Raw genomic sequence first — 15,210 nt, forward strand, 5'->3', positions numbered from 1 at the left:
AAAAACGCGCTGGCAATCCGCCGCGCTGGAGTAAGTTTGACAATGGCCGAATCTTTTTCCTACGAACAACTGATCGCTTCCGGTGAAGGCAAGCTGTTTGGCGCCGACAGTGGCCGCCTGCCCCTGCCTCCCATGCTGATGTTCGACCGCATCACCCATATCTCGGAAGATGGCGGTGCCCATGGCCTGGGCAAGATCGTGGCCGAACTCGACGTGAACCCCGATCTGTGGTTCTTCAAGTGCCACTTCCAGGGCGACCCTGTCATGCCAGGCTGCCTGGGCCTGGACGCCATGTGGCAGCTGATCGGTTTTTACCTGACCTGGCTGCGCCTGCCCGGCCGCGGTCGCGCCCTGGGTGCCGGCGAAGTGAAGTTCACCGGCGAAGTCGGTCCCGACGTCAAACTGGTGACATACGAGATTGATATCAAGCGGGTGATCAAGCGCAAGCTGAACATGGCCATTGGCGATGCACGCCTGCTGGCCGATGGCAAGGAAATCTACGTGGCCAATGACCTGCGCGTGGGTCTGTTTCTGCGCGAAGGGGACGGCCAGGGAACGGCAGCATGAGCAAGAAGCGGGTAGTCATCACCGGCGCGGGCATCGTCTCGTGCATTGGCAACGACCTGGAGACGGTCGAAGCGTCGCTGCGTGCCAGCCGCTCGGGCATCAAGGCCGTGGCCAAGTTCACCGAACTGGGCTTGCGCAGCCAGGTGGGCGGTGTGCCGGAAATCGACATCGAAGCACGCATTGACCGCAAGCAGCTGCGCTTCATGGGCGACGCTGCGGCCTACTCGCAAATTGCGCTGGAAGACGCCATCAAGCAGGCCGGGCTGACGCCCGAGCAGGTGAGCCATCCGCGCACCGGCCTGATCATGGGCTCCGGCGGCGGCTCGCCGGCCAACCAGATCGAGGCGGCAGACACGCTGCGCGAGAAGGGCATCCGCCGCGTGGGACCGTACCAGGTCACGCGCTGCATGAGCTCCACGGTGTCGGCCTGCCTGGCGACCAATTTCAAGGTCAAGGGCATCAACTACTCCATCACCTCGGCCTGTTCGACCTCGGCCCACTGCATCGGTGCGGCGGCCCAGCAGATCGCCTGGGGCATGCAGGACGTGATGTTCGCCGGCGGCGGTGAAGAGCTGTCCTGGGGCATGTCGCTGCTGTTTGACGGCATGGGTGCCATGTCCAGCAAGTACAACGAGACGCCCGAGAAAGCCTCGCGCGCCTATGACGCCAACCGCGACGGTTTTGTGATTGCCGGCGGCGGCGGTGCGGTGGTGCTGGAAAGCCTGGACCACGCCCTGGCCCGCGGCGCCCACATCCTGGCGGAAGTGGTGGGCTTCGGTGCCACCAGCGACGGTGAGGACATGGTGGCTCCTTCGGGTGACGGCGCCATTGCCTGCATGAAGCAGGCCATGGAAAACGTGGACGCGCCCGTGGACTACATCAACACGCACGGCACATCGACCCCGGTGGGCGATATGCAGGAAGTGCGTGCCATGCGCGAGCTGTTCGGCGACAAGGTGCCTCCGTTTTCGTCCACCAAGTCACTGACCGGCCACTCGCTGGGTGCGACGGGCGTGCAGGAAGCGATCTACTGCCTGATCATGCTGAACAAGGGCTTTATCGCCGGTTCGGCCAATGTGGAAACGCCCGATCCGCTGCTGGGCGATATGCCTCTGGTCACGACCACGCGCGATGCCCAGCTGAAGACCGTGCTGTCCAACAGCTTTGGCTTCGGTGGCACCAACGCATCCCTGCTGCTCCAGCGCTGGGACGGCCAGTAAGCCGACTGCGGCCCCGCCGATTGCAGCCCAACCGGTTGCGGACCGGAGTGGCCTCCATGACAAAGCCCTGTGTGCACACACAGGGCTTTTTTCTTGTGGCCGGTTGGCCCATCAGCCCATGACAGGCGCTGCCGACGCACAGGGCGTGGTCAATGTGGGCGTTCCCGGCTGGCGGCAAGGAAGGCCGCAATCAGCGGCGCCTGGCTGCGGCTGTGCAGGCAGTACAGGTATTCGGGCAGGTGGGGCACGCTGCCGGCAAAGGCCAGTACCACCAGGTCGGGGTGTGCCGAGGCCTCATGCCGGGCAAACACGCTGATGCCCATCTGGCGAATCACGGCCTCGCGTATGGCCTCGCGGCTGGCAATCTCCAGCACGCGGCCCGGAGGCACGCCGGCGTCGGCCAGCAGCTGCTCGGTCAGCCGGCGGGTCACCGAGCCGGGCTCGCGCAGGATCAAGGTTTCGCCGGCCAGATCCGCCACGTCCACGGACGGGCGGCGTGCCAGACGGTGGCTGCGGTGCACCAGCAGGGCCAGCGGGTCCTGGCCCAGTTCCAGCCGCAGCAGGCGTGGATCGCTTTCCGGGGTGGACGAGGTGGCCAGATCCACCTGGTAGGCCGCCAGTGCCTGGCCCATCTGCTGGGAATTGCCGCTGACCATCGACACCTGCACGCGCGGGTACTGCTGGGCAAAGCGCTGCACGATGTCCAGCACGTAATACGGTGCCGTGGCCCCGATGCGCAATTGCCCGCCCTGGCTGCCATCGCCTGCGTGGCGCAGCGCCGACTCCACCTCCACGGCGCGCAGCAGCAGCAACTCCACCTGCGGCAGCAACTGCAGGCCTTCCCCAGACACGGTCAGCCGCCCGCCCTGGCGGTGGAACAGCTCCACGCCGTAATGCGCCTCCAGCGCGCGGATCTGCGTGGTGACGGTGGGCTGGCTCAGCCCGAGGTGGCGTGCCGCCAGCGTGATGCTGCCCAGCCGGGCCACCCAGAAAAAGGATTGCAGTTGCGTGACAAACATGGTGTGTGGCGCCGTCCGGCAGGGACGGCTGCCGCATTTCACCATGGCGGCCTGGACCGTGGCGCATCTCCCACTGCGATGGGGACCCAAATTTGCCAATAGGCGCTTCGGCAGATTTCGGTTCTGTGACACGCAGATTTCACATGCGATTTCTAGAGTGCAGGGCAGGGAGTTGGCCGTGTGGGTCGGCTCCGCAAAGGTTTCCATTCCCACCATTTTTCAGGAATCTGCCATGCGCCATGCCCTTGTTTCCCCCCCCCGCCGCCTTGCCCTGCTGACCGCTGCCGCCTGGGCGCTGCTGGGTGCAGCCGGCCAGGCGCTGGCCGCCAAGACCGAGCTGCTGGTCTATTCGGCCCTGGAAGCCGACCAGATCAAGGCCTACAAGGTCGGTTTCGAAAAAGTGCACCCCGAGATCGAGCTGAAGTTTGTGCGCGACAGCACCGGCATCATCACGGCCCGCCTGCTGGCCGAGAAGGCCAATCCCCAGGCCGACGTGATCTGGGGGGTGGCGGCCACGTCGCTGATGCTGCTGGACAAGCAGGGCATGCTGGCTCCCTACGCCCCCAAGAACCTGGGCAAGGTGCGCGCCACCATGCGTGACCCGGCAGCCACGCCCACCTGGGTGGGCATGGATCTGTGGTCGTCGGCCGTGTGTGCCAACACCGTGGAGGCAGCCAAGCGCAAGCTGCCTGCCATCACCAGCTGGGCCGATCTGACCAAACCCGAATTCAAGGGCACGATCACCATGCCCCACCCGGCTTCCAGCGGTACCGGCTACCTGATGGTGGCGGCATGGCTGCAGATGATGGGTGAGGACAAGGGCTGGGCCTATATGGACGCGCTGCACAAGAACATAGGCGTCTATACCCACAGCGGCTCCAAACCCTGCCGCCAGGCCGGTGCGGGTGAGTTCCCCGTGGGCCTGAGTTTCGAGTACCGGGCCAACAAGACCAAGAAGGACGGTGCGCCCATCGACATCGTCTTCCCCAGGGAAGGCCTGGGCTGGGACGTGGAAGCCACGGCCATCATGAAGACCAGCAAAAAGCAGGAGGCCGCCAAGGCCCTGGCCGACTGGGCCGTGACGCCCGAGGCCAACCAGCTCTATGCCGCCAACTTTGCCGTGCTGGCCTTGCCCGAGGCCCAGGAAAAGCATGAATTCATTCCGGCCGATCTGGAAAAGCGCCTGGCCAAGAACGACTTCAACTGGTCGGCCGCCAACCGCGAGCGCATCCTGACCGAATGGGCGCGCCGCTATGAAGCCAAGGCGGAAAAGAAGTAACCACCGCTGGTGCCTTCTCTCTGTGGCCCATGGTGCATGGAGGGGAGGTGGGCACGCTCTGCAGAACGGCCTGGCCATGGCGCCGTGGCCGGGCGGGTGGGCTGTCTGTTGTTTTTGACGTTGAAAGAGATACATGCTGCGCATTGACCATATTGCCAAGCAGTACAAGGACACGCCCGTGCTGCGCGGCATCGACCTGGCGGTCGATGGCGGCGAGTTCGTCAGCCTGCTGGGGCCTTCTGGTTGCGGCAAGACCACGCTGCTGCGCATTCTGTGCGGCATTGAGCAGGCGGACGAGGGCCGAGTCCTGTTTCAGGGCGAGGACATCACGCGCTGGCCGGCGGCACGCCGGGGATTCGGGGTGGTGTTCCAAAGCTATGCACTGTTCCCCAATCTGACGGCGGCGCAGAACGTGGCGTTCGGCCTGCGGGGGCAGCCTGCGCACCAGGTCCAGGCCCGTGTGCAGGAAATGCTGGCCCTGGTGGGCCTGGGCGCGCAGGCGCAGCGCTACCCGGCACAGCTGTCCGGCGGGCAGCAGCAGCGTGTTGCACTGGCCCGTGCGCTGGCCCCCCGCCCCCGCTTGCTGCTGCTGGATGAGCCCCTGTCCGCACTGGATGCCCAGGTACGCACCGAGCTGCGCAGCGAGATCCGCCGACTGCAGCGTCAGCTGGAGATCACCTGCATCATGGTCACGCACGACCAGGAAGAGGCGCTGTCCATGGCGGACCGGGTGGTGCTGATGCACCAGGGGCGCATCGAACAGCAAGGCTCGCCCGAGCAGCTCTATGCCCAGCCGGTCAGTCACTTTGCGGCCGGGTTTGTGGGGCGCATGAACCTGCTGCCCGCGACGGCGGAGGCGGGTCACATGGTGCGCGTGGGGGAAGGACGGCTGGATTGCAGCACGGCGGGTTTTGTACCCGGTGATGCGGTGCTGGTGGGTGTCCGGCCCGAAAGCGTGGTGCTGCACCCGGCCCAGCCGATTGCACTGGCCAATCTGTTCCGCGCCCGGGTGATGGAGTCCTCGTTCCTCGGTTCGATGGTGCTGGTGCGGGTGTGCAGTCCCACGCTGCAATGCCAGATCGATGTGCAATGGCCGCTGCGCCACGATGCCCGGCTGCCCGACTGGTTGCAGGGGGAGGTGCTGGTGGAACTGCCCGCCGCAGCGCTGCAGGTGCTGGCGGCGCCAGAGGCCTTGCGGAGGGCTGCATGATGGCGGCCGCGACACCGGCCCTGCCACTGGGGGCCGATCCGGTGGTCCCCTCTGCAGTGCCGCACACTGCCCGGCGCCACCAGGATGCAGGTCCTGCCGCGCCGCGGCCATCCCGCACCTTCCATGGGGAAAGGCTCTGGCTGGGGGTGCTGGTGCTGGGCCTGCTGGGTGTGCTGCTGATCGCGATTGCCTTGCCGGTGGGGGCGTTGCTGGGCCGCAGTTTCTGGTCGGCCGACGGACAGTTCTCGGGTCTGGCGCAGTACATGGCGTATGCCCGAACACCGGGGGTGGCGCAGTCCCTGTTCAACAGCCTGTGGCTCTCGGCCACCAGCAGCACGCTGTGTGTGGCGCTGGCCTATGGCTATGCATACGGTGTGGTGCGCAGCTGCATGCCGCTGGCCGCATGGTTCCGCGCCATCGCCCTGGTGCCGCTGCTGGCGCCGTCGCTGCTGATGGCCATCAGTCTGATCTACCTGTTCGGCGCCCAGGGGCTGCTGAAAAGCTGGTTGCTGGGTGGTTCGGCTTACGGGCCTTTCGGCATCATCCTGGGCTCGGTGCTGTGGACTTTTCCGCATGCACTGATGATTCTGTGCACCACGCTGGCGTCGGGCGATGCGCGGCTGTATGAGGCCGCAGCCACGCTGGGTGCGGGCCGCTGGCGCAGCTTCTGCCAGGTCACGCTGCCGTCCAGCCGCTACGGGCTGTTGATTGCCTGGATCGTGGTGTTTGTGCTGGTGGTGACGGACTTTGGCGTGCCCAAGGTGATTGGGGGCAACACGCCCATGCTGGCCACCGACATCTACAAGCAGGTGATTGGCCAGCACAACCTGTCCATGGGGGCGGTGGTGGCCATGCTGCTGCTGGTGCCTGCCGGCCTGGCGTTCGCTGCCGAACGCCATCTGCGCGCGCGCCAGGCCGCCACCATGGCGGTGCGTGCCACACCGCTGGTGCCGCAGCCTGCGGCGCTGCGGGACCGTGCGTTGCTGCTGTACTGCAGCCTGGTGGTCATGGGGCTGCTGGCGGTGATGGGCACGGCCGTGCTGGCTTCGCTGGTCACCTTCTGGCCCTACAACCTGAGTCTGGGGTTCAGGCACTACCAGTTCGACATGATGGACGGCGGCGGCTGGGCCAGCTATGGCAATTCGCTGGCGATGGCGGCGGCAACCGCGGTGGTGGGCGCGCTCCTGAGTTTCCTGAGTGCCTACCTGGTGGCCAAACCGACGGGCTGGGCGCGTGCGCGCCAGTGGCTGCATGGCGTGGCTACGCTGCCGATGGCGGTGCCCGGGCTGGCGCTGGGGCTGGGTTACATCCTGTTCTTCAATGCCGCCAGCAATCCGCTGCACTTTTTGTATGGCTCGCTCGGCATTCTGGCGCTGTGCTCGGTGGCGCATTTCTTTTCGGTGGCGCATATCACCCAGCTCACGGCCTTGCAGCAACTGGATGCCGAATATGAGCGCGTGGCCGATTCCATGGGCGTGCCGTTCTGGACGGTGCTGTGGCGTGTGCACCTGCCGGTGTGCCTGCCGGCAGTGATGCAGGTGGCGGGCTACTTCTTTGTGAATGCCATGACTACGGTATCGGCCGTCGTCTTTCTGTATGCACCCGAAACCTCGCTGGCCTCGGTGGCGGTGCTGGCCATGGACGATGCCGGCGACATTGCACCCGCTGCCGCCATGGCCACGCTGATCTTTGCCACGGCGGCGGTCGGGCGCGTGCTGATTGCCGCACTGGATGCCTGGACACAGCAACGAACCCAGCACTGGCGCCACCGCTGACCGCGCCGCGCGGCTCGTTCCCCACTCTCCTCCCGTGGACTTCCCTGTGCCCTGCCTTCTGGTGGGGCGCCAGGGCGCTCCTTTGCCTTTTGTTTCCTCTCTTGGCTGTTCATGCTATGAAAAATTACGATCTGATCGTCGTCGGTGCCGGTATCGTCGGCCTGGCCCATGCCTATACCGCGGCGGTCCGCGGCAAGTCCGTGCTGCTGATTGAGCGCGACAGCGCCTGTCTGGGTGCCTCCATCCGCAACTTCGGCTTTGTCACCATCACCGGCCAGCGTGCCGGTGACCACTGGCAGCGGGCCCTGCGTTCACGCGCCATCTGGGCCGATGTGGCGTCGCAGGCGGGGATCGATGTGCTCCACTCCGGCCTGTGGCTGACCGCACGCCGCCCGGCGGCGGCGGCTGTGCTGGAGGCCTTCATGCGCACCGACATGGCCGTGGACTGTGCGCTGCTCACGCCGGCCCAGGCCGCCGAGCGCCACCCTGCACTGCGCACCGAGGGGCTGCAATCGGTGCTCTACAGCCCGCACGAGCTGCGTGTGGAGTCCCGCACCGCCATTCCGATGCTGGCGCAGTGGCTGCAGCAGGCGCTGGGGGTGGATTTCCGCTTCAGCGAGACCGTGACGCAAGTGGCCACGCCGCGCGTTACCACGTCACGCGGCAGCTACCACGCCGAGCGTGTGGTGGTCTGCAACAACGCCGATCCCGGAGGCCTGTTTGCAGACGCCTGGACGGAGCACCAGGTGCAACTGTGCCAGCTGCAGATGCTGCGGGTGCAACCGCAGGCCGGTTTTGCGCTGCAGGGCTCGGTCATGGGCGATCTGAGCCTGGTCCGCTACGAAGGCTATAGCGCACTGCCGGAGGCGGCGGCACTGCGTGCCGAGCTGGAGCGGGACGAGGCCGAAAGCCTGGCCCATGGCATCCACCTCATCGCCGTGCAAAGCGCCGATGGCTCGCTGGTGGTGGGGGACTCCCACCACTACGGACCGGCGCCGTCGCCTTTTGCCAGCGAGGCGGTGGACCGGCTGATGCTGCGCCATCTGCGCGAAGCATTGCGCCTGGAAGGCGACCATGTGGTGGAGCGCTGGGTGGGGACCTACCCGGTGTCGCCCGATGCGCCCTGCCTGGTCAAGGCCCCTGACGATGCGACGCGGGTGGTGGCTGTGACCAGCGGTTCGGGGGCCAGCACGGCGTTTGGCCTGGCCGAAGAGGTGTGGAGCGGCTGGTAAGCTACTTGCTGCGGCCTGGAGTCCGACCGGGTACCGGGACCCACCGCAAAACCCCGGGTGTTGGCAATCCGGAAAAGCGCACGCTGCGCTGGAATGTTGCGCAAAAAGAAGTGGCTTCCCTGCGGGAGGCACTGCTGCGGCGAGCGAATAGTTGCTGCGCTGCATCATTGGATGGGTGCTCACGGGCGGTTGCACCTGCACGCTGGGCATGGCGCCCTAGAATGCGTGCAGGCGCCGGGCCGGCTTTGCACGCAAAGCCGGGTCTGGCGGTTTTGTCTGCCACCGCTGCGGGTTTTGCCCGAATCCACCATGAAGCTCGCGATCCTGGACCGAATTGGCACCCTTCACCCCGAGGGGGAGGACGCCGTGGTGGGCGCGCGGGACTGGCAGCCCCAGGCCGGGGTGCTGGACGCGATTGCCCAGCTCAATCGTGCCGGCTGGCATGTGGTGATCGCCACCAACCAGCCGGGGTTGGGGCGGGGCAACTTCGATGTGAACGAGCTCAACGCCGTGCACCAGCGCATGCAGCGCGAACTGGCCACTGCCGGAGCACGGGTCGAGGCCGCGTTCTTCTGTCCCCATGCCCCGGATGAAGGTTGTGCCTGCCGCAAGCCCGCGCCAGGTTTGCTGCAGCAGATTGCCATCCGCTACGGGGCCGAGCCGCATGAAATATGGGTGATTGGCCAGGACCATGCCCATCTGCAGGCAGGAGCGGCCATCGGTGCCCACCTGGTGTGGGTGGAGCAGGGCAGTGGCGTGGCCACCATGCCGGCACCGGCCCTGCCACAGGCGGTGCAGCACTATGCCGACTGGGCGGAACTGGCCCAGGCCCTGGCCCCTGCGGCGACCGAAGCGCCGGCACCGTCCCCTTCCGTCTGACGCAAAACCGCGCAAGCCTTATCCTCTAGGGTCTGACGCCTGTGTCAACCGACTGTTTCTGACATCCATGCCTTTTCTCCGTTCCCTGTTGCACATGCTGTTCATGTGCGTCACCGTCATTCCCTACACCCTGGTCATCCTGCTGCTGCGGTTGTGCGGGGCCTCGCCCGACGCGCGCTGGAAAGTGGCCCGGGCCTGGTTGGCACTGTGCGTGGACGCGGCGGGCTGGTTCTGCGGTGTGCGCTACCGTGTGCAGGGCATGGAGCATCTGCCGAACAGCGATACCGACGGCGTGGTGCTGCTGTCCAAGCACCAGTCGACCTATGAGACCTTCCTGCTGCCGGCCATCATGCCGCGGCCGCTGGCCTATGTGTTCAAGAAGGAGCTGCTGCAGATTCCGTTCTTCGGCTGGTCTATCGGCAGCCTGGACATGATCCACATCGACCGCAAGCACGGTTCGCGCGCGTTCCACAAGGTGGTGGAGCAAGGCAAGCGCCTGCTGGAAAAAGGGGTATGGGTCATCATGTTCCCCGAGGGAACCCGCATGGCGCGCGGCGAAGTGGGGGAATACAAGACGGGCGCCACCCGTCTGGCCATCATGGCCGGCAAGCCGGTGGTGCCGGTGGCGGTGACGTCGGCCAAATGTTGGCCACGCAAGGCATTTGTCAAGACCCCCGGCGTGGTGGACGTGTCCATTGGCAAGCCCATTCCCACGGTCGGCCGCAAGCATGAAGAGCTGATGGCCGAGGTGCAGGCCTGGATCGAAGCTGAGATGCGCCGCCTGGACCCGGAGGCCTACCCGGCCGTCCCTGCGCCGCTGCCTGCGCCTGCACAGGGCTGAGCCACCGCGCGCGTACGGTCCACGGCAGGCTGCATGCCCCATCGCTTTTCCACTCCAGCCCGGCGTGCGCCAGCGGCACTGGCTTCTGTCGCCAAGCAGGTGCCGCAGGTGGGTGGCCAGGCGCTGCTGTGGGGGGGGCAGGACTTTCAACACCCCGCGGCCACGCACCAAATTCTGCTGCGGGACGGCACGCGTGTGGCCTACCGGCTGGAGCGCGCCATGCGCCGCAGCATCGGTTTTCAGGTGGGCGCAGAAGGCCTGGCCATCCGTGCACCGCGCTGGATCTCGCTGGAGCAGCTGGAGGCTGCCATCCATGAAAAAGCGCGCTGGATTGTGCAAAAGCTGCAGGAACAGCGCGCACGTTCCGACCAGGCACAGGCCCAGCGCATCGCCTGGGCCGATGGCGCCGTGCTGCCTTTTCTGGGCGGCCAGATCACCTTGCACCTGCACCCGGCTGCACTGCGCGGCGGAAGTTTGCTGGCGGTAGGTGAAGGCGCCTGGGCGCTGCATCTGCCGGTGGCCGCGGACGCCGGTGCCGCCCAGGTGCGCGCTGCAGTGGCCGCCTGGTGGCTGCGCCATGCGCGCAACCTGTTCACCGAACGCCTGCGCCACTATGCCCCGCAACTGGGGGTGCAGTGGCGCAGCCTGCGCCTGTCCAACGCGCGCACGCGCTGGGGCAGCGCCAAGAGCGACGGCAGCATCATGCTGAACTGGCGCTTGCTCCACTGTCGCATGGCCGTGCTGGACTATGTGGTGGTGCATGAGCTGTCCCACCTGCGGGTGATGGACCACAGTCCGCGCTTCTGGGCCACGGTGGCAGAGGTCACCCCCGACTATGCGGCCCTGCGGGCCGAACTGCGCGAGCACGCTTCACCGTTGTGGGCCTGAGCGGCGGCGTCAGGTAGTTGGAAAGCGCCGCCCCTGCAAGTGGGTGGCGCCGATGAGCGGTGGAGTCCCTGGCAAATAGCGGGGGGCGGCAGCCGCGCATTGTTTGCATGGGTTGGGGCCGGCAACTGGCTGAAACCCGCATGATGGCAGTGCTGCCCGCTGTGCAGCAAGCTCCGCAGCGCGCACAATGCGCACCAACGTTGCCAGGCCGCACATGGCCTTGGCATGATTTGACGGATTTTTTGCTTCAGGACTACATATGACAGCCTCCGCCACCGATCTTCAGGTCACTCCCGCAGCGGGCTATGCCGGCGATATTCCTGCGCCTCTGGCCTGGCAATGGGTGCAGGCCGGACAGGCTGTGCTGGTAGATGTGCGCACCGATGCCGAGCGCGCCTGGGTGGGCCAGGTGCCCGGAGCCATTCCCGTGGCGCTCAAGCAATGGCCGGGCATGCAAGCCAACCCCGACTTTGATGCCCAGCTGCGCGCAGCGGTACCGCCCGGTGGCAAGGTCGTGCTGCTGTGCCGCAGCGGCGTGCGCTCCGTCGCAGCGGCCCAGCGTGCGGCGGCGCTGGGCATTGAGGCCTACAACATCCTCGAAGGCTTTGAAGGCGATCTGGACGCCCACAACCAGCGTGGCCAGAAAAGCGGCTGGCGCAAGCAGGGCCTGCCCTGGCACCAGTGAAGCGCCAAGCACCCATGAAAAAAGGCTCCCGACGGGAGCCTTTTTGACAGCGGTACAGGGCTTACAGGGCCGGAATGCGCAGTTTCTGGCCGGGGTAGATCTTGTCGGGGTGCGACAGCATGGGCTTGTTGGCTTCGAAAATCGCAGGGTACTTGTTGGCATCGCCATAGTATTTCTTGGCGATGGCCGACAGCGTGTCGCCGCGCACCACGTCGTGGTACTGGGCTTCGGGTTCGGGGTGGGTGACGGACATCTGGTTGTCCACACTGGTCACGCTGGAAACATTGCCGCAGCACAGGGTGACTTTTTCCTTGGCTCCCTGGGTGGGCGCCACGCCGGTCACGGTGACCTTGCCCTGGCTGCCGTCATAGGTGACCTGCAGATTGCTCACGCCCAGGTTCTGGGCATTGATGTACGTGGCAATGGCCTGCGCGGCCTTGGCATTCAGGTCGTCCGCTGGGGTGGCTGCGTTGGCATCCTTGCCGCCGAACAGCTTTTCGCCGGCTTCCTTGATGAAACTGAAAAGTCCCATGGATTGACTCCTTGAAGTGGTGGACAGGGAAGAAAACCGCCCCACTGTAGCGGCAAATCCGCGCTTGGCAAGACAGGGCCGGCGGCTGTTCCATTTGTTCACAATTGCCCGTGTGGCGTGTCTTGTATGAGACGTTGCTGTCCGGTTGGGAAACAAAAATACAGATAATCCGCCGCATGACTTTTCTGGCCATTGACATCGGCAACACCCGCTTGAAGTGGGCCATGTACGACGATCACCGCCCCGGGGCTGCGCTGCTGGCCCATGGCGCGGAGTTTCTGGAACATATCGAGCGCCTGGCCGAAGGCTGTTGGGCCGGCTTGCCAGCGCCCACGCGCATGCTGGGCTGCGTGGTGGCGGGGGATACCGCCAAACGCCGGGTGCACGACCAGATCGAGCTGATGCTGGGCTGGACCCTGGAGCCGCAGTGGGTGGTGCCGTCGGTGGAGGAAGCCGGCGTGGTCAATGGCTACGACCATCCTTCGCGCCTGGGGGCCGACCGGTGGGTGGCCATGATCGGTGCGCGCCACCAGATGCTGCAGCAGGGGCCGGCCAGGCCGCTGATTGTGGTGATGGTGGGCACGGCGGTGACGGTGGATGCGCTGGACGCCGAAGGCAATTTTCTGGGGGGCTTGATCATCCCTGGCCACGGCATCATGCTGCGCGCGCTGGAAGGCGGCACGGCGGGTCTGCATGTGCCGACCGGCGAAGTCAGGTTGTTTCCCAAGAACACCAGCGATGCACTGACCAGCGGCGGGACCTATGCCATTGCGGGAGCGGTGGAGCGCATGTACCAGCATCTATCCCAGCACTGCGGGGCGGAGCCTGCCTGCATCATGGCCGGGGGCGCTGGCTGGAAGATGGCCCCCAGCATGACGCGTCCCTTTCAGTTGCTGGACAACCTGATTTTCGATGGCCTGCTGGTGATGGCGCAACGGCGCTGGGGCTGACATCGGCGCAATGCCTGCGTGCACGTGCGCTGCAGGAGAATATCTGGGGTCGATGCAATCCCCGCATGAGGCCGTGCGAGGCAGAAAAAGCTGCTTACCCTGGCTGAAGAGTGCAGTGGGATAATCGGTTCACATTCTCAGAAAAAATCCTTCCATGATTCTTGTCACCGGTGGCGCCGGCTTTATTGGCGCAAATTTTGTTTTGGATTGGCTGGCTACACAGCAGGAGCCGGTGGTCAATGTGGACAAGCTGACCTATGCCGGCAATGTGGAAAACCTGGCCTCGGTGCATGGCGATGCGCGGCATGTGTTCGTGCAGGCGGATATCGGGGACAGCGCCGTCATGGATGTGTTGCTGGCCCGTCATCAGCCGCGTGCGGTGATCAACTTCGCGGCCGAAAGCCATGTGGACCGTTCCATCCATGGTCCGGAAGACTTCATTCAGACCAATGTGGTGGGCACGTTTCGCCTGCTGGAAGCCGTGCGGGGCTACTGGAGTAGGCTGCAGGGCAATGCCAAATCGGATTTCCGCTTTCTGCATGTGTCGACGGACGAGGTCTACGGCACGCTGTCGCCTTCCGATCCCGCTTTCACGGAAGAGAACAACTACGAGCCCAACAGCCCGTATTCGGCCAGCAAGGCCGCCAGCGACCATCTGGTACGTGCCTGGCACCACACCTATGGCCTGCCGGTGCTGACCACCAACTGCAGCAACAATTACGGCCCGCTGCATTTCCCTGAAAAGCTGATCCCGCTGGTGATCGTCAATGCGTTGGCCGGCAAACCGCTGCCGGTGTACGGCGACGGCATGCAGGTGCGCGACTGGCTCTATGTGCGTGACCACTGCAGCGCCATCCGCCGCGTGCTGGAAGCGGGAAAGCTGGGCGATACCTACAACGTCGGGGGCTGGAACGAACAGGCCAATATCGACATTGTCAAAACCGTGTGCGCCCTGCTGGACGAATTGCGTCCGCGCGCCGACGGCAAGGGCTATGCCGAGCAGATCACCTATGTAGCCGACCGCCCGGGGCATGACCGCCGCTACGCCATCGATGCCCGCAAGCTGGAGCGCGAACTGGGCTGGAAGCCGGCAGAAACCTTTGACACCGGCATCCGCAAGACAGTGCAGTGGTATCTGGACCACCCGCAATGGGTCGCCAACGTGCAGTCCGGTGCTTACCGCGACTGGGTGCAAAAGCAATACACCGCCACCGCAGAGTGAACATGAAGATTTTGCTGCTGGGCAAGGACGGTCAGGTGGGTTGGGAGCTGCAACGCAGCCTGGCACCGCTGGGGGAGCTGGTGGCGCTGGGGCGGCACGCTGCGGACGGGCTGTGCGGCGATCTGGGCCATCTGGAGGGCCTGGCGCAGACGGTGCGCCAGCTGCGGCCCGATGTGATCGTCAATGCCGCCGCCCACACGGCGGTGGACAAGGCCGAGTCCGAGCCGGAGCTGGCACGCGCACTCAATGCCTTGGCGCCAGGGGTGCTGGCCCAGGAAGCCAAGGCAGTGGATGCTTTGCTAGTGCACTACAGCACCGACTATGTGTTCGATGGCAGCGGCTCCGTGCCACGGCTTGAGACCGACGCTGTCGCTCCGCTGTCGGTATACGGTCGCACCAAGCTGGAAGGGGAGCAGCACATCCAGGCTTCGGGCTGCAGACACCTGATCTTTCGCACCAGCTGGGTCTATGCGGCGCGTGGCGGCAATTTTGCAAAGACCATGCTGCGCCTGGCGCAGGAGCGTGAGTCGCTGACGGTGATCGATGACCAGTGGGGAGCCCCCACCGGAGCGGACCTGATTGCCGATGTGACGGCCCATACCATCCGGCAGGTGGTCCGCTGTCCGCAGGACGCGGGCCTGTACCATCTGGTAGCGCAGGGTGAAACCACGTGGAATGCTTATGCCCGCTATGTGCTGGCGCAAGCCCAGCAGGTGCAGCCTGCGCTGGCGATCCAGGCCAGGGAAGTTCGCCCGGTGCCCAGCAGCGCCTTTCCGACACCGGCCCAGCGGCCGCACAACTCACGACTGGACACCCGCAAGCTGCAAGCCACATTCGGCTTGCAGCTCCCTTCCTGGCAGCAGGGCGTGACGCGCATGCTGCATGAAATTTTGTAATTCCGTTTCTTCAAC

15 protein-coding genes are annotated in these 15,210 nt (G+C 65.4%); 13 read left to right on the top strand and 2 right to left on the bottom strand.

The genetic code is table 11. The annotated features are described in order from the left end of the window. Nucleotides 1-36 precede the first annotated feature (36 nt). Nucleotides 37-567: a bifunctional 3-hydroxydecanoyl-ACP dehydratase/trans-2-decenoyl-ACP isomerase gene (gene fabA / locus KW830_RS20270; protein ID WP_345890527.1), complete on the top strand. Its 531-nt coding sequence runs from the start codon at nt 37-39 to the stop codon at nt 565-567. Beyond that, nucleotides 564-1,787, top strand: coding sequence for a beta-ketoacyl-ACP synthase I (gene fabB, locus KW830_RS20275; protein ID WP_066540994.1), 1,224 nt, complete (start codon nt 564-566; stop codon nt 1,785-1,787). Before fabA ends, fabB begins: the two co-directional genes overlap by 4 nt. 149 nt (nt 1,788-1,936) lie before the next feature. Here the strand turns inward: fabB and KW830_RS20280 are convergent, their stop codons facing one another. Next, nucleotides 1,937-2,806 carry a LysR substrate-binding domain-containing protein gene (locus KW830_RS20280; RefSeq protein ID WP_066540991.1) on the bottom strand — a complete coding sequence of 290 codons (870 nt, stop codon included), beginning with the start codon at nt 2,804-2,806 and terminating at the stop codon, nt 1,937-1,939. A 232-nt stretch (nt 2,807-3,038) separates the two neighbouring features. Here KW830_RS20280 and KW830_RS20285 point away from each other — a divergent pair, with 232 nt between their 5' ends. From KW830_RS20285 to KW830_RS20320, 8 genes are all read left to right on the top strand, one after another. Next, a complete protein-coding gene (locus tag KW830_RS20285) occupies nt 3,039-4,085 on the top strand; it encodes a putative 2-aminoethylphosphonate ABC transporter substrate-binding protein (RefSeq protein ID WP_218334202.1) in 1,047 nt (348 codons plus the stop codon). Nucleotides 4,086-4,218: 133 nt separating this feature from the next. Beyond that, nucleotides 4,219-5,295, top strand: a complete 1,077-nt coding sequence (locus tag KW830_RS20290; RefSeq protein ID WP_218334203.1) for an ABC transporter ATP-binding protein — start codon at nt 4,219-4,221, stop codon at nt 5,293-5,295. Next, complete coding sequence (locus tag KW830_RS20295; protein ID WP_218334204.1) at nt 5,295-7,070, top strand: putative 2-aminoethylphosphonate ABC transporter permease subunit; 1,776 nt, start codon at nt 5,295-5,297, stop codon at nt 7,068-7,070. Before KW830_RS20290 ends, KW830_RS20295 begins: the two co-directional genes overlap by 1 nt. A gap of 116 nt (nt 7,071-7,186) precedes the next feature. Next, a complete protein-coding gene (locus KW830_RS20300; RefSeq protein ID WP_218334205.1) occupies nt 7,187-8,302 on the top strand; it encodes a TIGR03364 family FAD-dependent oxidoreductase in 1,116 nt (371 codons plus the stop codon). A 309-nt stretch (nt 8,303-8,611) separates the two neighbouring features. Next, the gene (locus KW830_RS20305) at nt 8,612-9,181 is read left to right on the top strand and encodes an HAD-IIIA family hydrolase (protein ID WP_218334206.1); all 570 of its coding nucleotides are present in this window, start codon (nt 8,612-8,614) and stop codon (nt 9,179-9,181) included. Between the two features lie 67 nt (nt 9,182-9,248). Next, entirely contained in the window at nt 9,249-10,022 is a 774-nt protein-coding gene (locus KW830_RS20310; RefSeq protein WP_218334207.1) for a 1-acyl-sn-glycerol-3-phosphate acyltransferase, read from the top strand. 33 nt (nt 10,023-10,055) lie between these two features. Then, nucleotides 10,056-10,910, top strand: coding sequence for a M48 family metallopeptidase (locus KW830_RS20315; protein WP_218334208.1), 855 nt, complete (start codon nt 10,056-10,058; stop codon nt 10,908-10,910). Nucleotides 10,911-11,169: 259 nt separating this feature from the next. Further along, on the top strand, nt 11,170-11,595 hold the full coding sequence (locus KW830_RS20320) for a rhodanese-like domain-containing protein (RefSeq protein ID WP_066540976.1): 426 nt from the start codon (nt 11,170-11,172) through the stop codon (nt 11,593-11,595). 61 nt (nt 11,596-11,656) lie between these two features. On the opposite strand, the gene lysM is transcribed toward KW830_RS20320, so the two are convergent. Beyond that, nucleotides 11,657-12,127 carry a peptidoglycan-binding protein LysM gene (gene lysM, locus KW830_RS20325; RefSeq protein WP_066540974.1) on the bottom strand — a complete coding sequence of 157 codons (471 nt, stop codon included), beginning with the start codon at nt 12,125-12,127 and terminating at the stop codon, nt 11,657-11,659. A gap of 176 nt (nt 12,128-12,303) precedes the next feature. Here lysM and KW830_RS20330 point away from each other — a divergent pair, with 176 nt between their 5' ends. From KW830_RS20330 to rfbD, 3 genes are all read left to right on the top strand, one after another. Beyond that, entirely contained in the window at nt 12,304-13,077 is a 774-nt protein-coding gene (locus KW830_RS20330; RefSeq protein WP_066540972.1) for a type III pantothenate kinase, read from the top strand. Nucleotides 13,078-13,231: 154 nt separating this feature from the next. Then, the gene (gene rfbB, locus KW830_RS20335; protein WP_066540971.1) at nt 13,232-14,299 is read left to right on the top strand and encodes a dTDP-glucose 4,6-dehydratase; all 1,068 of its coding nucleotides are present in this window, start codon (nt 13,232-13,234) and stop codon (nt 14,297-14,299) included. A 2-nt stretch (nt 14,300-14,301) separates the two neighbouring features. Next, nucleotides 14,302-15,195, top strand: coding sequence for a dTDP-4-dehydrorhamnose reductase (rfbD, locus tag KW830_RS20340; protein WP_066540970.1), 894 nt, complete (start codon nt 14,302-14,304; stop codon nt 15,193-15,195). Nucleotides 15,196-15,210 lie beyond the last annotated feature (15 nt).

The organism is Comamonas sp. CMM03, from assembly GCF_019218715.1.
GTDB lineage: Bacteria > Pseudomonadota > Gammaproteobacteria > Burkholderiales > Burkholderiaceae_C > Comamonas > Comamonas terrigena.

What these genes read in the sequence shown, in the direction of transcription:
- rfbD (WP_066540970.1), top strand. Translation starts at nt 14,302, where the DNA reads ATGAAGATTTTGCTGCTGGGCAAGGACGGTCAGGTGGGTTGGGAGCTG.
- KW830_RS20295 (WP_218334204.1), top strand. Translation starts at nt 5,295, where the DNA reads ATGGCGGCCGCGACACCGGCCCTGCCACTGGGGGCCGATCCGGTGGTC.
- fabB (WP_066540994.1), top strand. Translation starts at nt 564, where the DNA reads ATGAGCAAGAAGCGGGTAGTCATCACCGGCGCGGGCATCGTCTCGTGC.
- KW830_RS20330 (WP_066540972.1), top strand. Translation starts at nt 12,304, where the DNA reads ATGACTTTTCTGGCCATTGACATCGGCAACACCCGCTTGAAGTGGGCC.
- rfbB (WP_066540971.1), top strand. Translation starts at nt 13,232, where the DNA reads ATGATTCTTGTCACCGGTGGCGCCGGCTTTATTGGCGCAAATTTTGTT.
- KW830_RS20285 (WP_218334202.1), top strand. Translation starts at nt 3,039, where the DNA reads ATGCGCCATGCCCTTGTTTCCCCCCCCCGCCGCCTTGCCCTGCTGACC.
- KW830_RS20305 (WP_218334206.1), top strand. Translation starts at nt 8,612, where the DNA reads ATGAAGCTCGCGATCCTGGACCGAATTGGCACCCTTCACCCCGAGGGG.
- lysM (WP_066540974.1), bottom strand. Translation starts at nt 12,127, where the DNA reads ATGGGACTTTTCAGTTTCATCAAGGAAGCCGGCGAAAAGCTGTTCGGC.
- KW830_RS20310 (WP_218334207.1), top strand. Translation starts at nt 9,249, where the DNA reads ATGCCTTTTCTCCGTTCCCTGTTGCACATGCTGTTCATGTGCGTCACC.
- KW830_RS20300 (WP_218334205.1), top strand. Translation starts at nt 7,187, where the DNA reads ATGAAAAATTACGATCTGATCGTCGTCGGTGCCGGTATCGTCGGCCTG.
- KW830_RS20290 (WP_218334203.1), top strand. Translation starts at nt 4,219, where the DNA reads ATGCTGCGCATTGACCATATTGCCAAGCAGTACAAGGACACGCCCGTG.
- KW830_RS20280 (WP_066540991.1), bottom strand. Translation starts at nt 2,806, where the DNA reads ATGTTTGTCACGCAACTGCAATCCTTTTTCTGGGTGGCCCGGCTGGGC.
- KW830_RS20320 (WP_066540976.1), top strand. Translation starts at nt 11,170, where the DNA reads ATGACAGCCTCCGCCACCGATCTTCAGGTCACTCCCGCAGCGGGCTAT.
- KW830_RS20315 (WP_218334208.1), top strand. Translation starts at nt 10,056, where the DNA reads ATGCCCCATCGCTTTTCCACTCCAGCCCGGCGTGCGCCAGCGGCACTG.